At 44.3% G+C, this 17,628-nt stretch carries 11 protein-coding genes and 3 pseudogenes; 11 read left to right on the forward strand and 3 right to left on the reverse strand.

What is annotated here, in order from left to right; all coding sequences use genetic code 11:
- Window positions 1-141: 141 nt before the first annotated feature.
- Both ltrA and cysS read left to right on the forward strand, forming a co-directional pair.
- The gene (gene ltrA, locus ACED25_RS17835; protein ID WP_029626754.1) at window positions 142-1,614 is read left to right on the forward strand and encodes a group II intron reverse transcriptase/maturase; all 1,473 of its coding nucleotides are present in this window, start codon (window positions 142-144) and stop codon (window positions 1,612-1,614) included.
- A 457-nt stretch (window positions 1,615-2,071) separates the two neighbouring features.
- Window positions 2,072-3,445: a cysteine--tRNA ligase gene (gene cysS / locus ACED25_RS17840; RefSeq protein WP_102449645.1), complete on the forward strand. Its 1,374-nt coding sequence runs from the start codon at window positions 2,072-2,074 to the stop codon at window positions 3,443-3,445.
- Between the two features lie 330 nt (window positions 3,446-3,775).
- On the opposite strand, the gene ACED25_RS17845 is transcribed toward cysS, so the two are convergent.
- Entirely contained in the window at window positions 3,776-4,543 is a 768-nt protein-coding gene (locus ACED25_RS17845) for a S9 family peptidase (protein ID WP_102269895.1), read from the reverse strand.
- Window positions 4,544-5,206: 663 nt separating this feature from the next.
- Here ACED25_RS17845 and ACED25_RS17850 point away from each other — a divergent pair.
- The 5 genes from ACED25_RS17850 (at window position 5,207) to ACED25_RS17870 (ending at window position 9,365) form a co-directional block, all read left to right on the forward strand.
- Complete coding sequence (locus ACED25_RS17850; RefSeq protein ID WP_193846139.1) at window positions 5,207-6,355, forward strand: S-(hydroxymethyl)glutathione dehydrogenase/class III alcohol dehydrogenase; 1,149 nt, start codon at window positions 5,207-5,209, stop codon at window positions 6,353-6,355.
- Between the two features lie 155 nt (window positions 6,356-6,510).
- Window positions 6,511-7,350 carry an S-formylglutathione hydrolase gene (fghA, locus tag ACED25_RS17855; RefSeq protein ID WP_371695800.1) on the forward strand — a complete coding sequence of 280 codons (840 nt, stop codon included), beginning with the start codon at window positions 6,511-6,513 and terminating at the stop codon, window positions 7,348-7,350.
- Between the two features lie 162 nt (window positions 7,351-7,512).
- Entirely contained in the window at window positions 7,513-7,845 is a 333-nt protein-coding gene (locus tag ACED25_RS17860) for a multidrug efflux SMR transporter (RefSeq protein WP_012601126.1), read from the forward strand.
- Between the two features lie 144 nt (window positions 7,846-7,989).
- Window positions 7,990-8,391, forward strand: a complete 402-nt coding sequence (locus ACED25_RS17865) for a hypothetical protein (protein WP_371695801.1) — start codon at window positions 7,990-7,992, stop codon at window positions 8,389-8,391.
- Between the two features lie 236 nt (window positions 8,392-8,627).
- Window positions 8,628-9,365 carry an NUDIX domain-containing protein gene (locus tag ACED25_RS17870; protein ID WP_371695802.1) on the forward strand — a complete coding sequence of 246 codons (738 nt, stop codon included), beginning with the start codon at window positions 8,628-8,630 and terminating at the stop codon, window positions 9,363-9,365.
- Between the two features lie 141 nt (window positions 9,366-9,506).
- Here the strand turns inward: ACED25_RS17870 and ACED25_RS17875 are convergent, their stop codons facing one another.
- Window positions 9,507-11,027 carry an aldehyde dehydrogenase family protein gene (locus ACED25_RS17875; protein WP_371695803.1) on the reverse strand — a complete coding sequence of 507 codons (1,521 nt, stop codon included), beginning with the start codon at window positions 11,025-11,027 and terminating at the stop codon, window positions 9,507-9,509.
- A gap of 327 nt (window positions 11,028-11,354) precedes the next feature.
- Between ACED25_RS17875 and ACED25_RS17880 the strand changes: the two are divergent.
- From ACED25_RS17880 to ACED25_RS17890, 3 pseudogenes are all read left to right on the forward strand, one after another.
- Window positions 11,355-13,142: pseudogene (locus ACED25_RS17880) on the forward strand (sigma-54-dependent Fis family transcriptional regulator).
- A 407-nt stretch (window positions 13,143-13,549) separates the two neighbouring features.
- Window positions 13,550-13,939 (forward strand): annotated as a pseudogene (locus ACED25_RS17885) (methyl-accepting chemotaxis protein); the annotation flags it as partial.
- 144 nt (window positions 13,940-14,083) lie between these two features.
- Window positions 14,084-15,790, forward strand: a pseudogene (locus ACED25_RS17890) (methyl-accepting chemotaxis protein); the annotation flags it as partial.
- Window positions 15,791-15,927: 137 nt separating this feature from the next.
- On the opposite strand, the gene ACED25_RS17895 reads toward ACED25_RS17890, so the two are convergent.
- Window positions 15,928-16,779 carry a LysR family transcriptional regulator gene (locus ACED25_RS17895; RefSeq protein ID WP_371695804.1) on the reverse strand — a complete coding sequence of 284 codons (852 nt, stop codon included), beginning with the start codon at window positions 16,777-16,779 and terminating at the stop codon, window positions 15,928-15,930.
- Window positions 16,780-16,904: 125 nt separating this feature from the next.
- On the opposite strand from ACED25_RS17895, the gene ACED25_RS17900 reads away from it, so the two are divergent.
- Complete coding sequence (locus ACED25_RS17900; RefSeq protein ID WP_371695805.1) at window positions 16,905-17,552, forward strand: glutathione S-transferase family protein; 648 nt, start codon at window positions 16,905-16,907, stop codon at window positions 17,550-17,552.
- Window positions 17,553-17,628 lie beyond the last annotated feature (76 nt).

The raw sequence follows: 17,628 nt of genomic DNA on the forward strand, positions 1-17,628 counted from the left end.
GGTATAGGAGGTTGGAAAAAGCGAAGGCTGCATTGTAACGATGCAGATACAGACTCATGTCTGATCACGAAAGTGAGCCCACTTCCGACTGGTCTCCCGTTGCGAGAGAGTTTGAAGAACTTTATTAAGGAAGAAAAGCAAATGACGATTTCGAATGAGATTAGTGCATCTTCTGACAGTGCACTGTGGCAATCCATTAACTGGAAGGCCGTAGAGGCGAACGTCTTAAAGCTTCAAATGCGTATCGCAAAGGCAACTAGAGACGGTAAACACGGCAAAGCAAAAGCATTGCAGTGGATACTGACTCACTCTCGCTCAGCAAAACTTCTTGCTGTTAAGCGAGTTTCTCAAAATAAAGGCAGTAAAACGCCTGGAATAGACGGCGTTGTCTGGAACACAGACACGCGTCGTATGAAAGCAGTAAATCAACTGAGTCGGAAAGCTTATCAAGCGAAACCACTCAGGCGTATCTATATCCCCAAAAAGAATGGCAAGCTTCGACCTCTGGGCATCCCATGCATGATAGACAGAGCACAACAAGCGCTACACCTATTATCGCTAGAGCCCATATCAGAAACAACTGCCGACCCGAATAGTTATGGCTTTAGAGCAAATCGTAGCACGGCTGACGCTGTCGACCAGTGCTTCAAGTGTTTGGCTTTAAAGAAATCGGCTAAATGGGTTCTTGAAGGAGATATTAAAGCTTGCTTCGACAAAATCGGGCATCAATGGCTTATGGATAACATCGCCATCGATAAACGGATGTTGGAGCAATGGCTAAAGTCAGGCTTTGTAGACAAAGGGCTGTTTTACGACACCGACGAAGGCACTCCTCAAGGCGGAATTATATCCCCCACCTTGATGTTGATGACGTTATCGGGTCTCGAACAGCGCATTAAGTCTACCGCGCTTAAGAAAGGAGCAAGAGCTAACTTTATTGGATATGCCGACGATTTCGTCGTCACTTGCGCTTCAAAGGAAGTGCTCGAGAACGATATCAAACCGTTGATTGCTGATTTCTTAGCGGAAAGAGGCTTAACATTATCCGAAGAGAAAACGCACATTACTCATATCAACGATGGCTTTGATTTTCTTGGGTTCAACCATAGGAAGTACAAAGGGAAACTGCTCATCAAGCCGAGTAAATCCAATACGTTGATGTTCTTAAGCAATCTGCGTGAACTCATCAAAAAGCACGTAACCCTTCCAGTGAATGATCTTATCAAACTGATAAATCCTAAACTCAGGGGATGGTCGAACTATTATCGGCACTGCGTAGCTAAACAGGTATTCGGATATGTAGGTCACAAGTTATTCCATACGTTATGGCACTGGGCTAAAAGGCGTCATCCAACAAAGTCTAAAACTTGGATTGCCCTAAAATACTTCATCAACCGAAAAGGCCAATGGCAGTTTCACGGTTGGCAGAAGATCATGGATATGGATTGCCAGTTCAATCTCTTCCAAATAGCCAAAGTGCCAATAGAAAGGCATGTGAAAATCCGAAGTGCAGCGACACCCTTTGACCCTCTTTACCAAGAATACTTGGTAAAGAGAAAATCTAAAAGGCTAGCTCGTAACTCTTGGAACGAACCTGCTTCGACTGCTTTATAAGTTGCTGGGTATCAAACGATGCCTTCGTGGAGGCTTGAGCCTAGTGCAGTGAAAGTTGCACGCTGGGTTCTTAGGGAGACGGCACTTGGTAACAAGTGTCGTCCACCCGACAGAAATGAGCTATAGCTTCAGCTAAATTAGCAATTCATGGATAACTAATAGTATGGGAAGTAGCTAAGTTTAATGCCCCTGTTTTGATAGTGCAGGTGACGTCCATTACTACCAACGATGATGCTCAACATAATCATCGAATAAATGTATTGCTTTTGTTAATCATCTATTTTAATTTAAAAAAATGACGCTAATAACTACTTCCACTCAAACTCTATGTTGTTGCTGTAAATACCTTATTTACGGCCGTTTTCGTGTAGCTATTACGTAGCAAACCTATCGCACTATTACCTAGGCCGTTGATGTTTTCATCCACGGCCTTTTTGTATTTATAAGGATATGATTTATGACCCAACCGACACTCCAGCTCTTTAATACCCTTAATAGAACACTGAGTCCGTTTTATACGATTCAACCCCGTAAGGTTGGCCTTTATGCATGTGGCCCAACCGTTTATGACTATGCACATGTCGGTAATCTACGTACCTATTTGTTCGTTGACGTCCTAAAACGCGTACTACAGATCAATGGGTATCAAGTCAATCATGTCATGAACATAACCGATGTCGGACATCTAGTATCAGATGGTGACACTGGAGAAGACAAGATGGAGAAAGGTGCACGCAAACAAGAAAAATCAGCTTGGGATATTGCTACTTTTTTTGAAGACGCATTTTTTACTGATCTTGAAAGGCTTAACATTCTCAAACCTTCTATCACTTGCCGAGCAACTGATCATATTCAAGAGCAGATTTCGTTTATTCAGTCACTCGAAGCTAAAGGCTATACCTATCAAACCAGTGATGGTATTTATTTTGATACAGAAAAGTTACCCGACTACGGAAAGCTTGCGCGATTAGATAAGGAAGGTTTGGAAGCTGGCATTCGCGTTGATATGGCGGAGAAAAAGCATCCTACAGATTTTGCACTATGGAAATTCACTGGCGAACAGAAACGGCAAATGGAGTGGACAAGTCCATGGGGAAATGGCTTCCCAGGGTGGCATATTGAATGTTCAGCGATGGCAGAGAAGTACTTGGGAGAAACCTTCGATATACATATCGGTGGTGAAGATCACATTCCTATACACCACACCAATGAAATTGCACAATGCCAAGCTAAAAACGGACATGTACAAGCAAACTTTTGGTTGCATGGTTACTTCTTAAATATTAACAATGAGAAAATATCTAAGTCGGGTTCTACACTGCGTTTAGAAAGCCTAATCGACAAAGGTTATGATCCTTTAGCTTATCGTTATTTAACCTTAACCAGTCACTATCGTAGCCAGCTCAGTTTTACTTGGGAAGGGTTGAATGGCGCACAAAAGGCACTGCGTAGATTAAGAAAGAAAATCACTGATATGCCTGACGGTGGTAACGTTGACAACCAGTTCAAAGCTGAATTTCTTGCACGTATCAACCGTGATTTAAATATGCCGCAAGCACTCGCCTTATTATGGGAGGTCACTGATAGTTCCATAGAGCCTGCCAATAAAAAAGCGACACTACTTTATTTTGATCAAGTATTTGGCCTTAACCTTGATAAGGTTGAACAGTTAACAATCCCCAAACAAGTTCAACAGCTCGCTGAACAACGTCAATGTTTGAAACAACAGGGGCGATATGATGAAGCAGACACAATCCGAGAGCAAATTCGAGCTTTGGGATATCAAGTTAACGATAGTACTAATCAATCGAGTGTAACAAAGTTACTTTAATTAAAATCACCCGTTTTACCGAATAAGAGGTTAGCAATCGCCTCTTATTTCTGGGTTATGGGCTGGTTTGAGCTTACACCGTAATTCATAAGGCTCGTATTAGAAATAAGTCGGCCAAAATTGTGATAATGAAAGCCATAGTGTTATTAATTAAGCTTATTTTGGGCCACTTTTGAGTTAGAAAGTGCCACGGGTAAAGTTCAGTCCGTGAAGATTTTGGACAAAACGCTTTAGGTGTGTTGCTCTAAACCGTTTCGTTCAGATTAGAAAAATACTTTGAAACCTTAAGCGTTTGTATGGCTGTCTATTGCTACAGATTTACCTTTTAGCCTACAAATTTTTATTCAACCATTTTATCGTATGATCTCGCATGTCGTTGGAAAAGTAATGCGATTCATCAGCTAAATTGAACTCAATTTCAGTATTGTTTTTATCGTATTTACTCTTCACTTTTTCATAAAAGTCCTTCGCGAAATTAGCAGGAACCCAATCATCTTTCTCACCATTTATGATCAACATAGGGCGACTTTCATTTTCTATAAGGTACAAACATGGATCAATCTCTGCCATATACCTAATAGCTAACTTCTCATCGTCACTAAGAATCTTATTAACTGAATCGGCTTCTAAGGCGAACTTCTCCAAGCCGACAAAGTCAGGAGAGCCGATAATTGGTACCGCAACTTTAATCCGTTTATTTTTGGTCAAAGAATAAAATGTGGACATTGCCCCCATAGAGATACCCACAACCGCAATCCTCGATGGATCAATCCTTATATCTTCCTGATAATGCTCAATGAGTGTATTTATGTCATCTGAGTTCTGCTTGATAACACCCGTCATTCTTTTGATAAATCTCGAATGGCTACTAAAGTTTTGAGCATTACCATCATCTCTTTCGCCGTGTTTATCTGCATCAAAACAGATAACAGAATAACCCTGAAGAGCTAAATTTAAAGCTAGATTAGAGCCTTCATATTTATCATTGCTCCAACCGTGACAGATGATGACTAAAGGATTATTTACCGACTCTTTTTTACAATAGAGCAGATATGTAACTTCACCGATCTTACTTTTTTCTACTACAACACCTTCCATGAACGCCCCATATATTTCAATATATTCGTTTACAAGCACCATAAACAGTCAGACTTCAGAAAACAGCTAACGCTGATTAGACGAAAAATTGTCGTCTTTTATCATTTTATAATGCAACACCGTTTATATTGGTTCAATTAACAATCAACAACCTAAGTCACATGAAGGGAATTTTGGGCTGCCAAATGTCGCCTAATAACAGAGATTCTGATTTACCAATTAGCTCGGATAAGTTTTAGTAGTGCAAACTAAGATTAACAGCAGATGAATGAGTAAAAGGTCTACCGAACAATGGGGCAGAAATGAGTTAGAGATCCTAGTGACATACAAACCTCGAAAACAAGTTGATGACCACCACACCAAATCACATAGACTATTAACTCACGCCCCATTTGTTTCCTATTAGTGTCTTTCATAGAAAGCTACTCAGAATGTTCTTACATTTTCTGAGTAACTACCCCTCTCCGAATCCTTCTGAATATACCCATTATTACAAATACGTAATAATAATTTTCTATTTAAGGGGATTATCAAAACATGCACTCACACCTATACTAGCCCCAACAAAACGAGAGAGCGGAAACAATTAAGCTCAACTACGCTTAACGGGTTGAATTTAATTGCACGGTTATCCGCTGTACTGACATATATAGGAAACATCCAATGACAATCGAAATTAAACCTGGTCAAACGCATATCAAATCAAAAGCAATGGTTGCATGGGCAGCTGGCGAGCCACTAAAAATGGAAGAAGTTGATGTACAACTTCCTAAAGCTGGTGAGGTTCTAGTTCGCATCGTTGCTACTGGTGTTTGTCACACTGACGCATTCACATTATCAGGTGACGATCCAGAAGGTATCTTCCCTTCAATCCTTGGTCACGAAGGTGGCGGTATCGTTGAGATGATCGGCGAAGGCGTTACAAGTGTCGAAGTTGGCGACCACGTTATCCCACTTTACACAGCTGAATGTGGCGAATGTAAGTTCTGTAAATCTGGTAAAACTAACCTATGCCAAGCGGTTCGTGAAACGCAAGGTAAAGGCCTAATGCCAGACGGTACAAGCCGCTTCTCTATCAATGGCGAAACAATTTTCCATTACATGGGTTGCTCGACTTTCTCTGAGTACACAGTACTTCCAGAAATTTCTCTAGCGAAAGTAAGCAAAGAAGCACCACTTGAAGAAGTTTGTCTTCTAGGTTGTGGTGTAACTACGGGTATGGGCGCTGTATTGAACACAGCTAAAGTTGAAAAAGGCGACAACGTTGCTGTATTCGGCCTAGGCGGTATCGGTCTTTCTGCAATCATTGGTGCTCGTATGGCTGGTGCTGACCGCATCATCGGTGTTGATATCAACGAGAGCAAATTCGAGCTAGCAAAACAGCTTGGCGCGACCGACTGCATCAACCCAACTAAATTCGACAAGCCAATCCAAGACGTTATCGTTGAGATGACAGATGGCGGTGTTGAGTACTCTTTCGAGTGTATCGGTAACGTAAACGTAATGCGTCAAGCACTTGAGTGCTGTCACAAAGGTTGGGGCGAATCAGTAATCATTGGTGTTGCAGGTGCAGGCCAAGAGATCTCAACTCGTCCATTCCAACTAGTAACTGGTCGTGTATGGCGTGGTTCTGCTTTCGGTGGTGTTAAAGGCCGCTCTGAGCTTCCAGAAATCGTTAACCGTTACATGGCGGGTGAGTTTGGTCTTCAAGAGTTCATTACCCACACAATGGGTCTGCAAGACGTAAACGAAGCATTCGACCTAATGCACAAAGGTGAATCTATCCGTACTGTTCTACACATGGATAAGTAACACCTCTTGGCCTCGATTCTTTCGAGCGTCGAGGCCAAAGCTATAAATGAAAAGCAACAAACTGTCTTCACCACCTCCTGCCCGGTGGGTGGTGAAACTTTAAATGATATAGACATGTTATTCCCCAAAACCATCAACCTAACGGAGCACAATAGATGACACTCGAAAACATTAGCCAAGCAAAGGTTGCTGGTGGTTGGCACAAACAATACACCCACTTTTCTGCAACGCTTGACTGCAACATGCGTTTTGCGATTTTCTTGCCGCCTAACGCAAGTAAAGAAAACCCAGTTCCTGTTTTGTATTGGTTATCAGGCTTAACCTGTACCGATGAAAACTTCATGCAAAAAGCCGGCGCGTTCAAAGCTGCGGCTGAGCAAGGCATTGCTATTGTTGCACCTGATACAAGCCCGCGCGGCGAAGGCGTTGCCGACAATGAAAGCTACGATCTCGGCCAAGGTGCAGGCTTCTATGTGAATGCCACTCAAGCACCATGGGACAGCCATTACCACATGTACGATTACGTGGTAACAGAGCTCCCAGCTTTGATTGAGTCTTTCTTCCCAGTAACGTCTGTGAAATCCATTTCAGGTCACAGCATGGGCGGACACGGTGCCCTAACGATTGGTATTAAGAACGAAGATAACTACCGTTCTATCTCGGCATTCAGCCCAATCACCAACCCAATGCAATGCCCTTGGGGACAAAAAGCATTCAACCAATATCTAGGCTTAGATATTGAAGAATGGAAACACTACGATGCCTTTGAGCTTCTAAAAACCAAAGGCACTAAGCTGCCAATGTTGGTAGACCAAGGCGAAGCGGACAACTTCCTGATTGAACAGCTAAAGCCTGAGCAATTGGTCGAAGCAGCTAAGGTAACCAATGCCGATTTAGAGCTACGTATGCAGCCAGGTTACGACCACAGCTACTACTTCATCTCTAGCTTTATTGATGAGCATATTGAGTTCCACGCTGCTTACCTAAACAAGTAGTCACACCGATTTAGCCCACACCTTGCAAAAGCGTGAGGTGTGGGCTTTTTTATGCCTGCTGTTTGGGCAAATACGCTGTTGCTAAAGAGCAGCAACAACGATTAACACTTTCAAATACCCCCGCTATACCAACAAAAAACAATACAACTAAAAGGGACGACTATGAGCTGGTTTTTCTTAATGATGGGCGTGATGGCGGAAGCACTTTCTCACGTAGCACTTAAAGCAACCGACGGTTTCAGCTTATCTAAACCCATCCCTGCTCTATTGGTGATTTCAGGACATTTGGCGGCATTTCTATTTTTGAGCCAAGCAATGAAAGGGATGCCTGTAGGTGTGGTTCACTCTTTATGGGCGGGCTTGGCTATCGTAACCGTGAGCTTGATTTCTACGTTTGTTTACCGCCAGCACCTCGATACTATGGTGTGGGTTGGTATGTTATTTGTGGCAGCAGGTGTTGTGATGATCAACCTATCTCAAGGTCACTCGCACTAGTGTAGATAGTGACTTATGAACAGTGTGTCAATTCGTTCAAGTTTCCTAACAGACAGTGTCGCCTTCACTTATTCATACTCTTACAATCGGCAAATCAAACCTGTTACCATAGCGTCTTCTACATCACCTATTTTGAAGGTTGCTATGAAAGCAATTAAGACTCTTTTCTTCCTGATGGTTTTATTAAGCGGTCTGTTTACCGCTTGGCTGTTTATCCCGATTCCAGCGACCATGGACAAGCAAACGCTCGACCTTCCATTAACGGAACCATTCAAGCTTGTGGCGTACCGCAGCAACCCGAATGATGCGAGCAAGCCGCTGACTTACCACTACTATGTGATTTCAGATGTGGTTGGCGTGGACGACATGGACCCGTTCCTGGTTACCACAGACCAGTTCGTGAAGCTTGGCGAATTCGACGAGAACACGTTCAGTTTAACGGTTAACGGCAAGATTGAGAGCTACACCAACGATTTGTGGATCAAAAAATCTGACGGCAAGCTTCAGCACTGGTACGTAAGTGTTGATGCGAACTATGTTCGTTAGAGTCGAATTCAAATAAACCCTATTTTAAAACTGCGCTTTGGCTTCCAAGCGCAGTTTTTGTTTCTAGCGAAATTTTTGTTTCAAGCCGCCCGCCTTAAACTCTCCCTCACTTTTTACCCACCACTGCCGTGCTCTTAAAAATGCTACAAGCAGAGCAGGTTTTATAAGCCCTTAAGATGTTATAAGCTCAGATTATGCTCGACGCTCAATAAATCAAAAATAACAAAGGATCACCCGTGGAATTTACGCTCGACAAATTTAACGGCATCATCATCGACCCAGCAACAGCCCCTCACGATGCTGACTCTTTCAATGCCGAACTCAGCGAGATCACCGAATTTTCAAAGCAGAATAACAAAGGCATAATTTGGATTAGCTTGCCTATTTCGCTCTCGCACCTTATTCCAGTGGCGACTGAACTTGGCTTTGTGTTTCACAACTGTCTAGAAGACGAGATTACGCTGATCCACAAATCCAAGATTGTAGAGTTTGTGCCTTTCATTCCGACCCACACCTTGGGCGCAGGCGCATTGATCACCAACGAACATAATCAAGTGCTGATGATTAAAGAGCACGGTATGACAGGCTACAAATTACCGGGCGGCCATATTGAGTTGGGTGAAGGCATTGAAGAATCGGTGGTTCGTGAAACCTTGGAAGAGACTGGTATCAAAGCCACATTCATTTCTGTGGTTGGCATGGCGACGAGACACCCGTATCAGTTTGGCAAATCGAACCTCTACTTTATTTGCCACCTTATCGCTCAAACCCAAGAGATTGCGATTCAAGACACCGATGAAATTGCAGAGGCTAAATGGGTTGATATTGAAGAGTATATTAACAACCCCGACAGCTACCCGTTTAACCGCCAATTGGTCGGTTCTCTGATAGGAAAGCAAGGTTTGGAGCTTACTCAGCTAGAAGGTAATTCAGGCCCAACCCACAAGCCCGAGATCTTCTTTTCGAAAAGCTAAAGTGCTTCAGATATAAAAACGCCCAACTCAATTGAATTGGGCGTTTTGGTTTCTAGCCTTTGTTTTTCTTAATTAAGCCTACTGCGTTGTTAGTAATTCTTGTACCCATGATTCATTCTCATACTTTAGAACGAACCTGTATTAGAAGAAGCCCAACGGATTAGTATCGTAGCTGATCAATAGGTTCTTAGTGTTTTGGTAGTGGTCGAGCATCATCTTGTGTGTCTCACGGCCAATGCCCGATTTTTTGTAACCACCAAACGCGGCATGAGCTGGGTAAGCATGATAGCAGTTCACCCAAATACGCCCCGCTTCGATGTTGCGCCCCATGCGATACGCTAGGTTTGCATCACGCGTCCATACGCCTGCACCCAAGCCATACTCGGTGTCATTGGCAATTTCTAGTGCTTCCGCTTCATCTTTAAATGTCGTTACCGCAATAACAGGACCAAAGATCTCTTCTTGGAATACACGCATCTTGTTGTTGCCTTCGAGCATGGTTGGTTGGATGTAGTAACCATTACCGAGATCATCCGGTTGCTGCGCAATTTCACCGCCTGTTAGCACTTTCGCACCCTCTTGACGACCGATTTCTAGGTAACTCAGAATCTTATCAAACTGCTCTTTTGAAGCTTGTGCACCCACCTGTGTATCAGTATCTAACGGGTTACCTTGCTTGATAGTTTGAGCACGCTCGACCACCTTGGCGATAAACTTGTCGTATACCGATTCATGAATCAACACACGTGATGGACAAGTACACACTTCACCTTGGTTGAAGAACGCAAGCAGCATACCTTCGACACACTTATCAAGGTATTCGTCTTCATGGTTAAAGATATCTGGGAAGTAGATGTTTGGAGACTTACCGCCAAGTTCTACCGTTGATGGAATCAAGCTTTCTGCGGCACATTTCAGGATGTGGTGACCGACCTCTGTCGAACCGGTAAAGGCTAGCTTCGCCAAACGATCGCTGGTTGCTAACGCTTGACCCGCTTCGCTACCAAAACCATTCACGATGTTGACCACGCCTGCAGGCAGAAGATCAGCGATCTTCTCCATCATCACCAAAATCGATGTCGGTGTTTGCTCGGCAGGTTTCATCACCACACAACAGCCCGCAGCAAGTGCAGGCGCCAGTTTCCAAGCCGCCATTAAAATCGGGAAGTTCCAAGGAATGATCTGCCCCACCACACCAATAGGTTCTGGGAAGTGATAACTTGCGGTGTTTGAATCGAGCTCTGCTGCGCTGCCTTCTTGCGCACGAATACAACCCGCGAAATAACGGAAGTGATCGACAACCAAAGGAATGTCTGCTGCCAAAGTTTCACGCACAGGCTTGCCGTTTTCCCACGTCTCGGCGACTGCGATTTCTTCTAGGTTCGCTTCAATGCGGTCGGCAATTTTAAGTAGGATGTTCGAACGTTCAGTCACACTGGTCGAAGCCCAACTTGCACGAGCTGCATGCGCGGCATCGAGTGCCAAGCTAATGTCCGCCTCGGTTGAGCGTGCCACTTGGCAATACACCTGACCATTCACTGGGGAAGTGTTATCAAAATACTCGCCGCTGACAGGCTTCACCCACTCGCCACCGATAAAGTTATCGTATTGCGCTTTAAAGTTAACCACTGCGTTATCACTACCCGGCTGTGCGTAAATCATAGTTAGATCCTTCTTTGATTTGTTATTCGTTATTGAGCGAGAGCTGTCTTATTTTTATGGCGGCTCCTCTTGAGAAAAGAACTCATGACAAGACGCCCATGTTTATGCTTTCTGTTTAAAACACTGATACTTCGTATTTTCTTCACAACAGTAACAACGCAAATCACACGCCAGAACTTCAAAACTTGTTGTTAATAAATTGTAAAACTATGATTACCAAACGTTTACAACCCAAAGTGAGTTGGTATTGAACGGACGTATGGAAACCACTCCAGTGTTCAACTGTTCCAAATTGGTACACCCTCACTGTTACGACATGGAACAGTCATGCACCTTCAACAAGCAAACACCTCAGATTGGCTTTCATCTTCTTGGCACCGCAGTACAGAAGCGGGTCTAAAACAGAGACGACTTCCCGAAGACATTCGCCTGCCGCAATCGATCCTTAAACAGCGACGTCATCAATCGTCTGACTTGATTCATATCGTCGAACGTAATGCCCTACCTCTGTTTAATCAGATGTTTGCACGCACTGACAGTCGTTTGATTCTGACGGACATTGAAGGCGTCATTCTGGCGAGTTGGGGACAGGAGCGGTTTAAGGAGAAACTGACATCAATTGCACTCAGCTCAGGAGCGTGTTGGCAGGAACAACTGAAAGGCACCAACGCGATTGGCACCGCCATCGTTGAAGCGAAACCAGTATCCATCATTGGCGAACAGCACTTCATCCACCAGCATCGATTTATCAGTTGCTCAGCAAGCCCGGTGTTCGATCATCAAGGTCAAATGGTTGGGGTATTGGACATCACCAGTGAACAACAGCAACACGACAGCTCAGTGCAATTACTGGTTCAAAATATGGTTCAGCTTGTTGAGAACCAGCTATTAAGTCATATCCCACAAGGCACCACTCGTATTGACCTCGCGTGCGAGAAATCGTTATTACACAGTGGTTGGCAAGGGATAGTAATAGCCAATGAGGCGGGTGAGGTAGTGGCGCACAATCAGGTCGCCTCTCAGCTGCTGGATCAAACCTAGATCGTCGGCGAATGCATAGATACCCTCTTCAACCGAACCTCATTAGACACGCCCTTTGTGTTTGAGAAACAGCATCTCAAACAACCAACTGCAAAACGCACGCGTTCCATTTCAGCATCGTGCGATTTGCACCATGGCGAACAACAAATTGAACATGCTTGGCAGCAAGCCAACAAGGTAATCGACAAAGGGATCAGCCTATTAATCTTAGGAGAAACAGGGGTCGGTAAGGGTGAGTTTGTTAAAGCGTTACACAAGCAAAGCCAACGTAAATCGTCACCGTTAGTGGCGGTGAATTGCGGTGCGCTGCCGAAAGATCTTATCGAATCTGAGCTGTTTGGCTACGCGCCGGGCGCTTTTACGGGCGCAAGCCACAAAGGATTCCAAGGTAAGATCCGCCAAGCAGACAAGGGAATTCTGTTTCTAGATGAAATTGCCGACATGCCATTGGAGGCTCAGTGTCGATTGCTGCATGTTCTACAAGATAAGTCGGTAGTGCCTGTTGGCTCAAATCAGAGCTATCAAGTCGATTGTCAGATCATCGCCGCAACTCATAAAAACCTAGAACAATTGGTCGCTACGGGGGAATTTCGACAAGATCTCTTTTACCGCCTGAATGGCTTGGCCTTTACTCTGCCAAGCCTGCAACACCGACAAGACAAACACGCCTTAATCGAGCATATTCATCGTAAATACGCCGAGGGTGAACAATCAATTTGCCCACACCTCATGAGTTTGCTGTGCGCCTATTCATGGCCGGGTAATATCCGCGAATTGGACAACTTACTTAAGGTTGCTGCTCTATTGGCAAGTGATGAACCACAACTCACGCTAGAACATGTACCTGGCCATCTTGCTCAACATCTCACGTTATTAGCGCATGATAATCAGCATCAACTGACGACTCAAAATACCACCAAAGGCACAACGAATAACGATTTAAGAAGTACCGTTGAGGAAACTTTGCTACAAACCTATCAAGCGAATCAAGGCAACATCAGCAAGACTTCGAGAATACTGGGCATCAGCCGCAATACCATTTATCGAAAGCTAAAGAGCTTGGGGATTCTTTAATAATCAAGATGATCAATGGTCCAGTTACTTGAATTTAGTCTGCAAAGTATAAATACATACTTTTTAAGTGGGTATTCAACACTTCGGATGAAATTAAAATGTGACTGATGTCATATAATGAGCAATATATATCCACAACACCCTCAAACTACAACCTCCTGATTTACCAGGAAATTAAAAACGGCATCAAGTATAAAACATCAACAAATACAATTAGATAATAGAATAAAGACAGCCATACACCTATCTTATTGTTCCTCTCTAAAAGACATAATCCGGAGCGTTATACCATCCTATTTATATTTTTAATCACCCTATTCTTATTGTGTTCATTATTTAGAATTTTCCATTCACGTATCTTGTTTAAAATCTCTGAAAAACTACCACTATTTGGTTAGAGAGATAATATGTTTAACAGTATACGAACGCGAATTGCGGTGAGTGCGGGCGGAGCGATGGCTTTCACTCTGTTAATCGCCATGGGAATGACGACCAACGCATTTACCGATGTGAATAAACAAGTCACTGAAAAAGTAAAAACGCAGCTGACAGAGGCCACTGCTACGGATTTACAAAACACGGCACTTCAACAAGGTTTGAACATCGCTAACCAGCTTAACCCTGTATTAGCGAACCTTAAGCAAGTGCGCTCAATCATCGAATTAAGTTCAGAAACCGACGCAAGTGCAGAGCTTATCGTGAAACAGTTTACTGCGGCACTGGAAGCACAAAACAAAGCTGTATTTGCGGGTTACATGGTTTGGGAGGATAAGACATGGTCACAACAGTCTGTCTTGAATAACGAGCTCAACGTGAACAGCGAAAATGGCTCAGAGACGTCGCTGATTTCAGATAACCAACAAGACTCGAACACGGAACTGAGCATTAACACAGAATCAGACTCGAATATCGAATCTGGCTCAAACATCGAATTAAGCTCAAACACTGAGTTAGGTTTTAACAGTCAGGGCTACCTTGCGCCTTTCTTCTCTCCCAATGACCAGAACAGCTTTGATGCTGTCGCAATGGAAAGCTTTAGCAATACCGATCTCAACAGCAACGGTGAGCGCAAAGATGATTGGCACTTAATGCCATATCAAACGGGTAAAACGTTTGTGATGGAACCGTATTTTTATTCAGTGCGCGGCAAACAAGAGCTCATTACCACCATCAGCCAACCAATCAAACATGACGGGAAAATCATCGGCTCGCTAGGCTTTGATTTATCCCTACATGAACTCCAAAGCCAAAGTGAATTACTTGCGCGTAACCTGTTTGATGGCCAAGGAAAAATCCTAATCACTTCATGGAAAGGCATTACACTGGCCAACAGCCGAGCTGGAAATATGGTGGGTAAAAAAGTCTCTTCTGAATTGGAATCTGAATGGTCAAAGATTCAGTCTATCGCTAACAGAGAAGGCGCCGGTCTTGTGACTTTCGGCGGCGATGAGTACGCGATTACTGCAATCGATACCAGTGATGCGCCATGGGTAGTCATGGTGTCTGTTCCTAGTAGTCACCTAGCCAAAAGCGTCAATGACTACACCGAGTGGAGTGATGCTCAGAATTCAAAAGCACTTGAAAAAGGTGTGTGGGCGGGAATCATCGCCGCTCTTCTAGGCATTGCCTCAATGGCATTCATTGCTAACTCTTTGGGCAAGGTTTTGAACAACTTAGTGGAACGCTTTAAAGATGCAGCACAGGGTGAAGGTGACTTAACTTATCGCATTGAAGTGAAAGGTAAGGATGAAACCGCTCAGCTTGCACACTGGTTCAATACCTTCCTATCTCGCATACAAGAGATGCTACTTACCGTGATGGTAACAGCTGACCAAGTGGATAAAAACGCGACAGAAGGCCAAGCTCGTGCTGAAGTTTCACGTGACCAGCTGAATTCTCAAGTTAACGAAGTGAACTCACTTGCCACTGCTATCAATGAAATGAGTGCAACAGCGCAAGAAGTGGCGAACTCAGCGGTTCAAGCAGCTGCGGCAGCAAGCCAAGTGCAGAGCAACAGTCTCAATGGTATGACGCGCATGGACAATGCCGCCAGTGCTGTAGACAGCTTAGCTGTGCAGGTTAACGATGCGCAGCAACAAACACAGAACTTAGTCGATTCGAGCACCGCTATTCAGGGTATCTTGAGCGAGATTGGTGGCATTGCAGAGCAAACTAACTTACTTGCACTGAATGCAGCGATTGAGGCAGCTCGTGCAGGAGAGGCTGGTCGAGGCTTTGCAGTGGTTGCTGATGAGGTTCGTAACCTAGCGAATCGAACTCAAGGTTCAACAGAAGAGATTCGCTCTATGTTGGCTCGCTTAGAACAAGAGACTCAATCTATTGTGGTACTGATGGAGCAAAGCCAGAATCAAGCGAACAACACAAAAAGTGAAACCGAAGCTGCACATCAAGCCTTGTCTGAAATCAACCAAGCGATTGAAGTGATTAATGACATGAACAATCAGATCGCTTCCGCGGCTGAAGAGCAAAGCTCTGTGTCAGAAGAGATTAATCGCAATGTCGTGATCATCAATGACACAGCAGTGGAAGTGATGGACACCATGACATCATCAGTAGCAATCAGTAATGAGCTGACAGTGAAAGCCGGTGATTTACACGGTGAACTGAGTAAGTTCAAGCTTTCTTAATTACCAACAACGTCTAACAATAACTAGGCCGAGAAACACTATGTTTTCGGAGAAACGCAACGTTCTTCGTGAAACACCATGTTCTCGGCCTATCTATTTTAGCTCCGCACTCAACATTACCCTCACCGAGCAAAAATCTAATTGGAGTCCAACTCCACAAGTTGGTTAAGCACTTCTTTGTCTAACACTGGGTGATGTTTGCTCGCTAAAATCAGCACAATATCCACCGAAGGCAGTGGTGGCATATCTTCCAGAATGTTCAGATCAGAAGTCACACTCAGCTTACCCATCGCGCCAATCGCTAAACCTGCTTTAACAATGGCACGTTGCGCCGAAGCGGTATTACTGCACGCCAACAACTGATAAGGCGTACCCTGTTTAGTTAGGCCATTCACTGCCGCTGCGTGATACTTACAATCGGTCTGAAACAAGGCTAATGGAACAGGCTTGGAGCTATCGAACACATAGTCTGGGCTGCTTATCCATACACCCACATCACTGGTCAGCCAATAGCCCTCTTCACTGTCAGGCGCTCGGGTGACAATTGCAGCATCAAGCCTGCCATCATCCAACCACTCTCTGAGCGTAATGCTTGGCAGGCTGAATACTTGAATAGAACAGGTGGGTTCTGCTTTCTGCAACAGGCGAATCACTTTTGGCAGAATAGTGTCATTGTAGTCTTCAGGGCAACCGAGTCTTAAAGGTTGTTTGTCTTCGTAACGCTTTACTTGCTTGAGGGCGGTATTGTGGAGGGCGACCAACTGCTCCGCATGAGAACGCAGCGCTAAGCCAGCCTCTGTCAGCACGAGATTACGGCCTTCTTTCTGGAAAAGAGTCACGTTGAGTTCTTCTTCCAGTTTGCGCATCTGCGCACTGAATGCCGATTGGGTGCGATTGATCTGTTTCGCTGCACGAGTAAAGCTACTGGTTTCTACAAACGCGAGAAAGCCTCGCAAAGCATCAATATCCATATTGAAATCACCACCCATCGTTTTTATTAATGTATTGCATCAAAATTATCCGTTAGTGCGCCGCAATACAATCCCCTAAGCTCAAATGCATGCCCCTAAGGCTCAATACTCAAAGCATCCACACTAAACGCAAGGAAGCAACGATGCAGCTTTATATTGGAAACCAGAACTACTCAACTTGGTCATTACGCGCATGGCTAATATTCGACAACTACAACCTGAATGCGGAAGTCATTAAGCTCAAGCTTTTCACCTCTGATTTCTACGACACACTAGCTTCAGTGACACCAACAGCCAAAGTTCCAACCCTGGTTGACGGTGACGTTGCGGTGTGGGATTCACTGGCGATTCTCGAATACGTCAACGAAGCCTACTTGGACGGCGCAGCATGGCCTAAATCAGTGAAAGAACGCGCCCATGCCCGAGCAATTTCTGCAGAGATGCACTCTGGATTTTTTGCCGTAAGAAATGAAATGCCGATGAACTGCCGCGCTCAACGAAAGCTTGCTTTGAGTGAAGAGGCATTGAAAGACATCGCTCGTATTGATGCCATATGGTCGACGCAAATGGAGCAACATCCAGAAGGTTGGTTGTTTGGTGAATGGTCGATTGCCGATGCGATGTTTGCACCCCTTGCATTGCGCGTAGAAACCTATGGCATCAAACTTTCAGAGAAGGCATCACAGTATCAGCAACGTGTGCTCAACAGCCCATCAGTACAAAAATGGTTGGCAGAAGCGAACTTAGAAACCGATGTGGTTGAAGAGGACGAGGCGGGAGAGCCGGTATAAATAGATTAAAAAAGAGTCTCGATGCGATATCGAGACTCGTTCATTATTAGATGATTTGAAAGCGATTTCCTTACTG

The organism is Vibrio sp. 1F263 (assembly GCF_041439035.1).
GTDB lineage: Bacteria > Pseudomonadota > Gammaproteobacteria > Enterobacterales > Vibrionaceae > Vibrio > Vibrio tasmaniensis_A.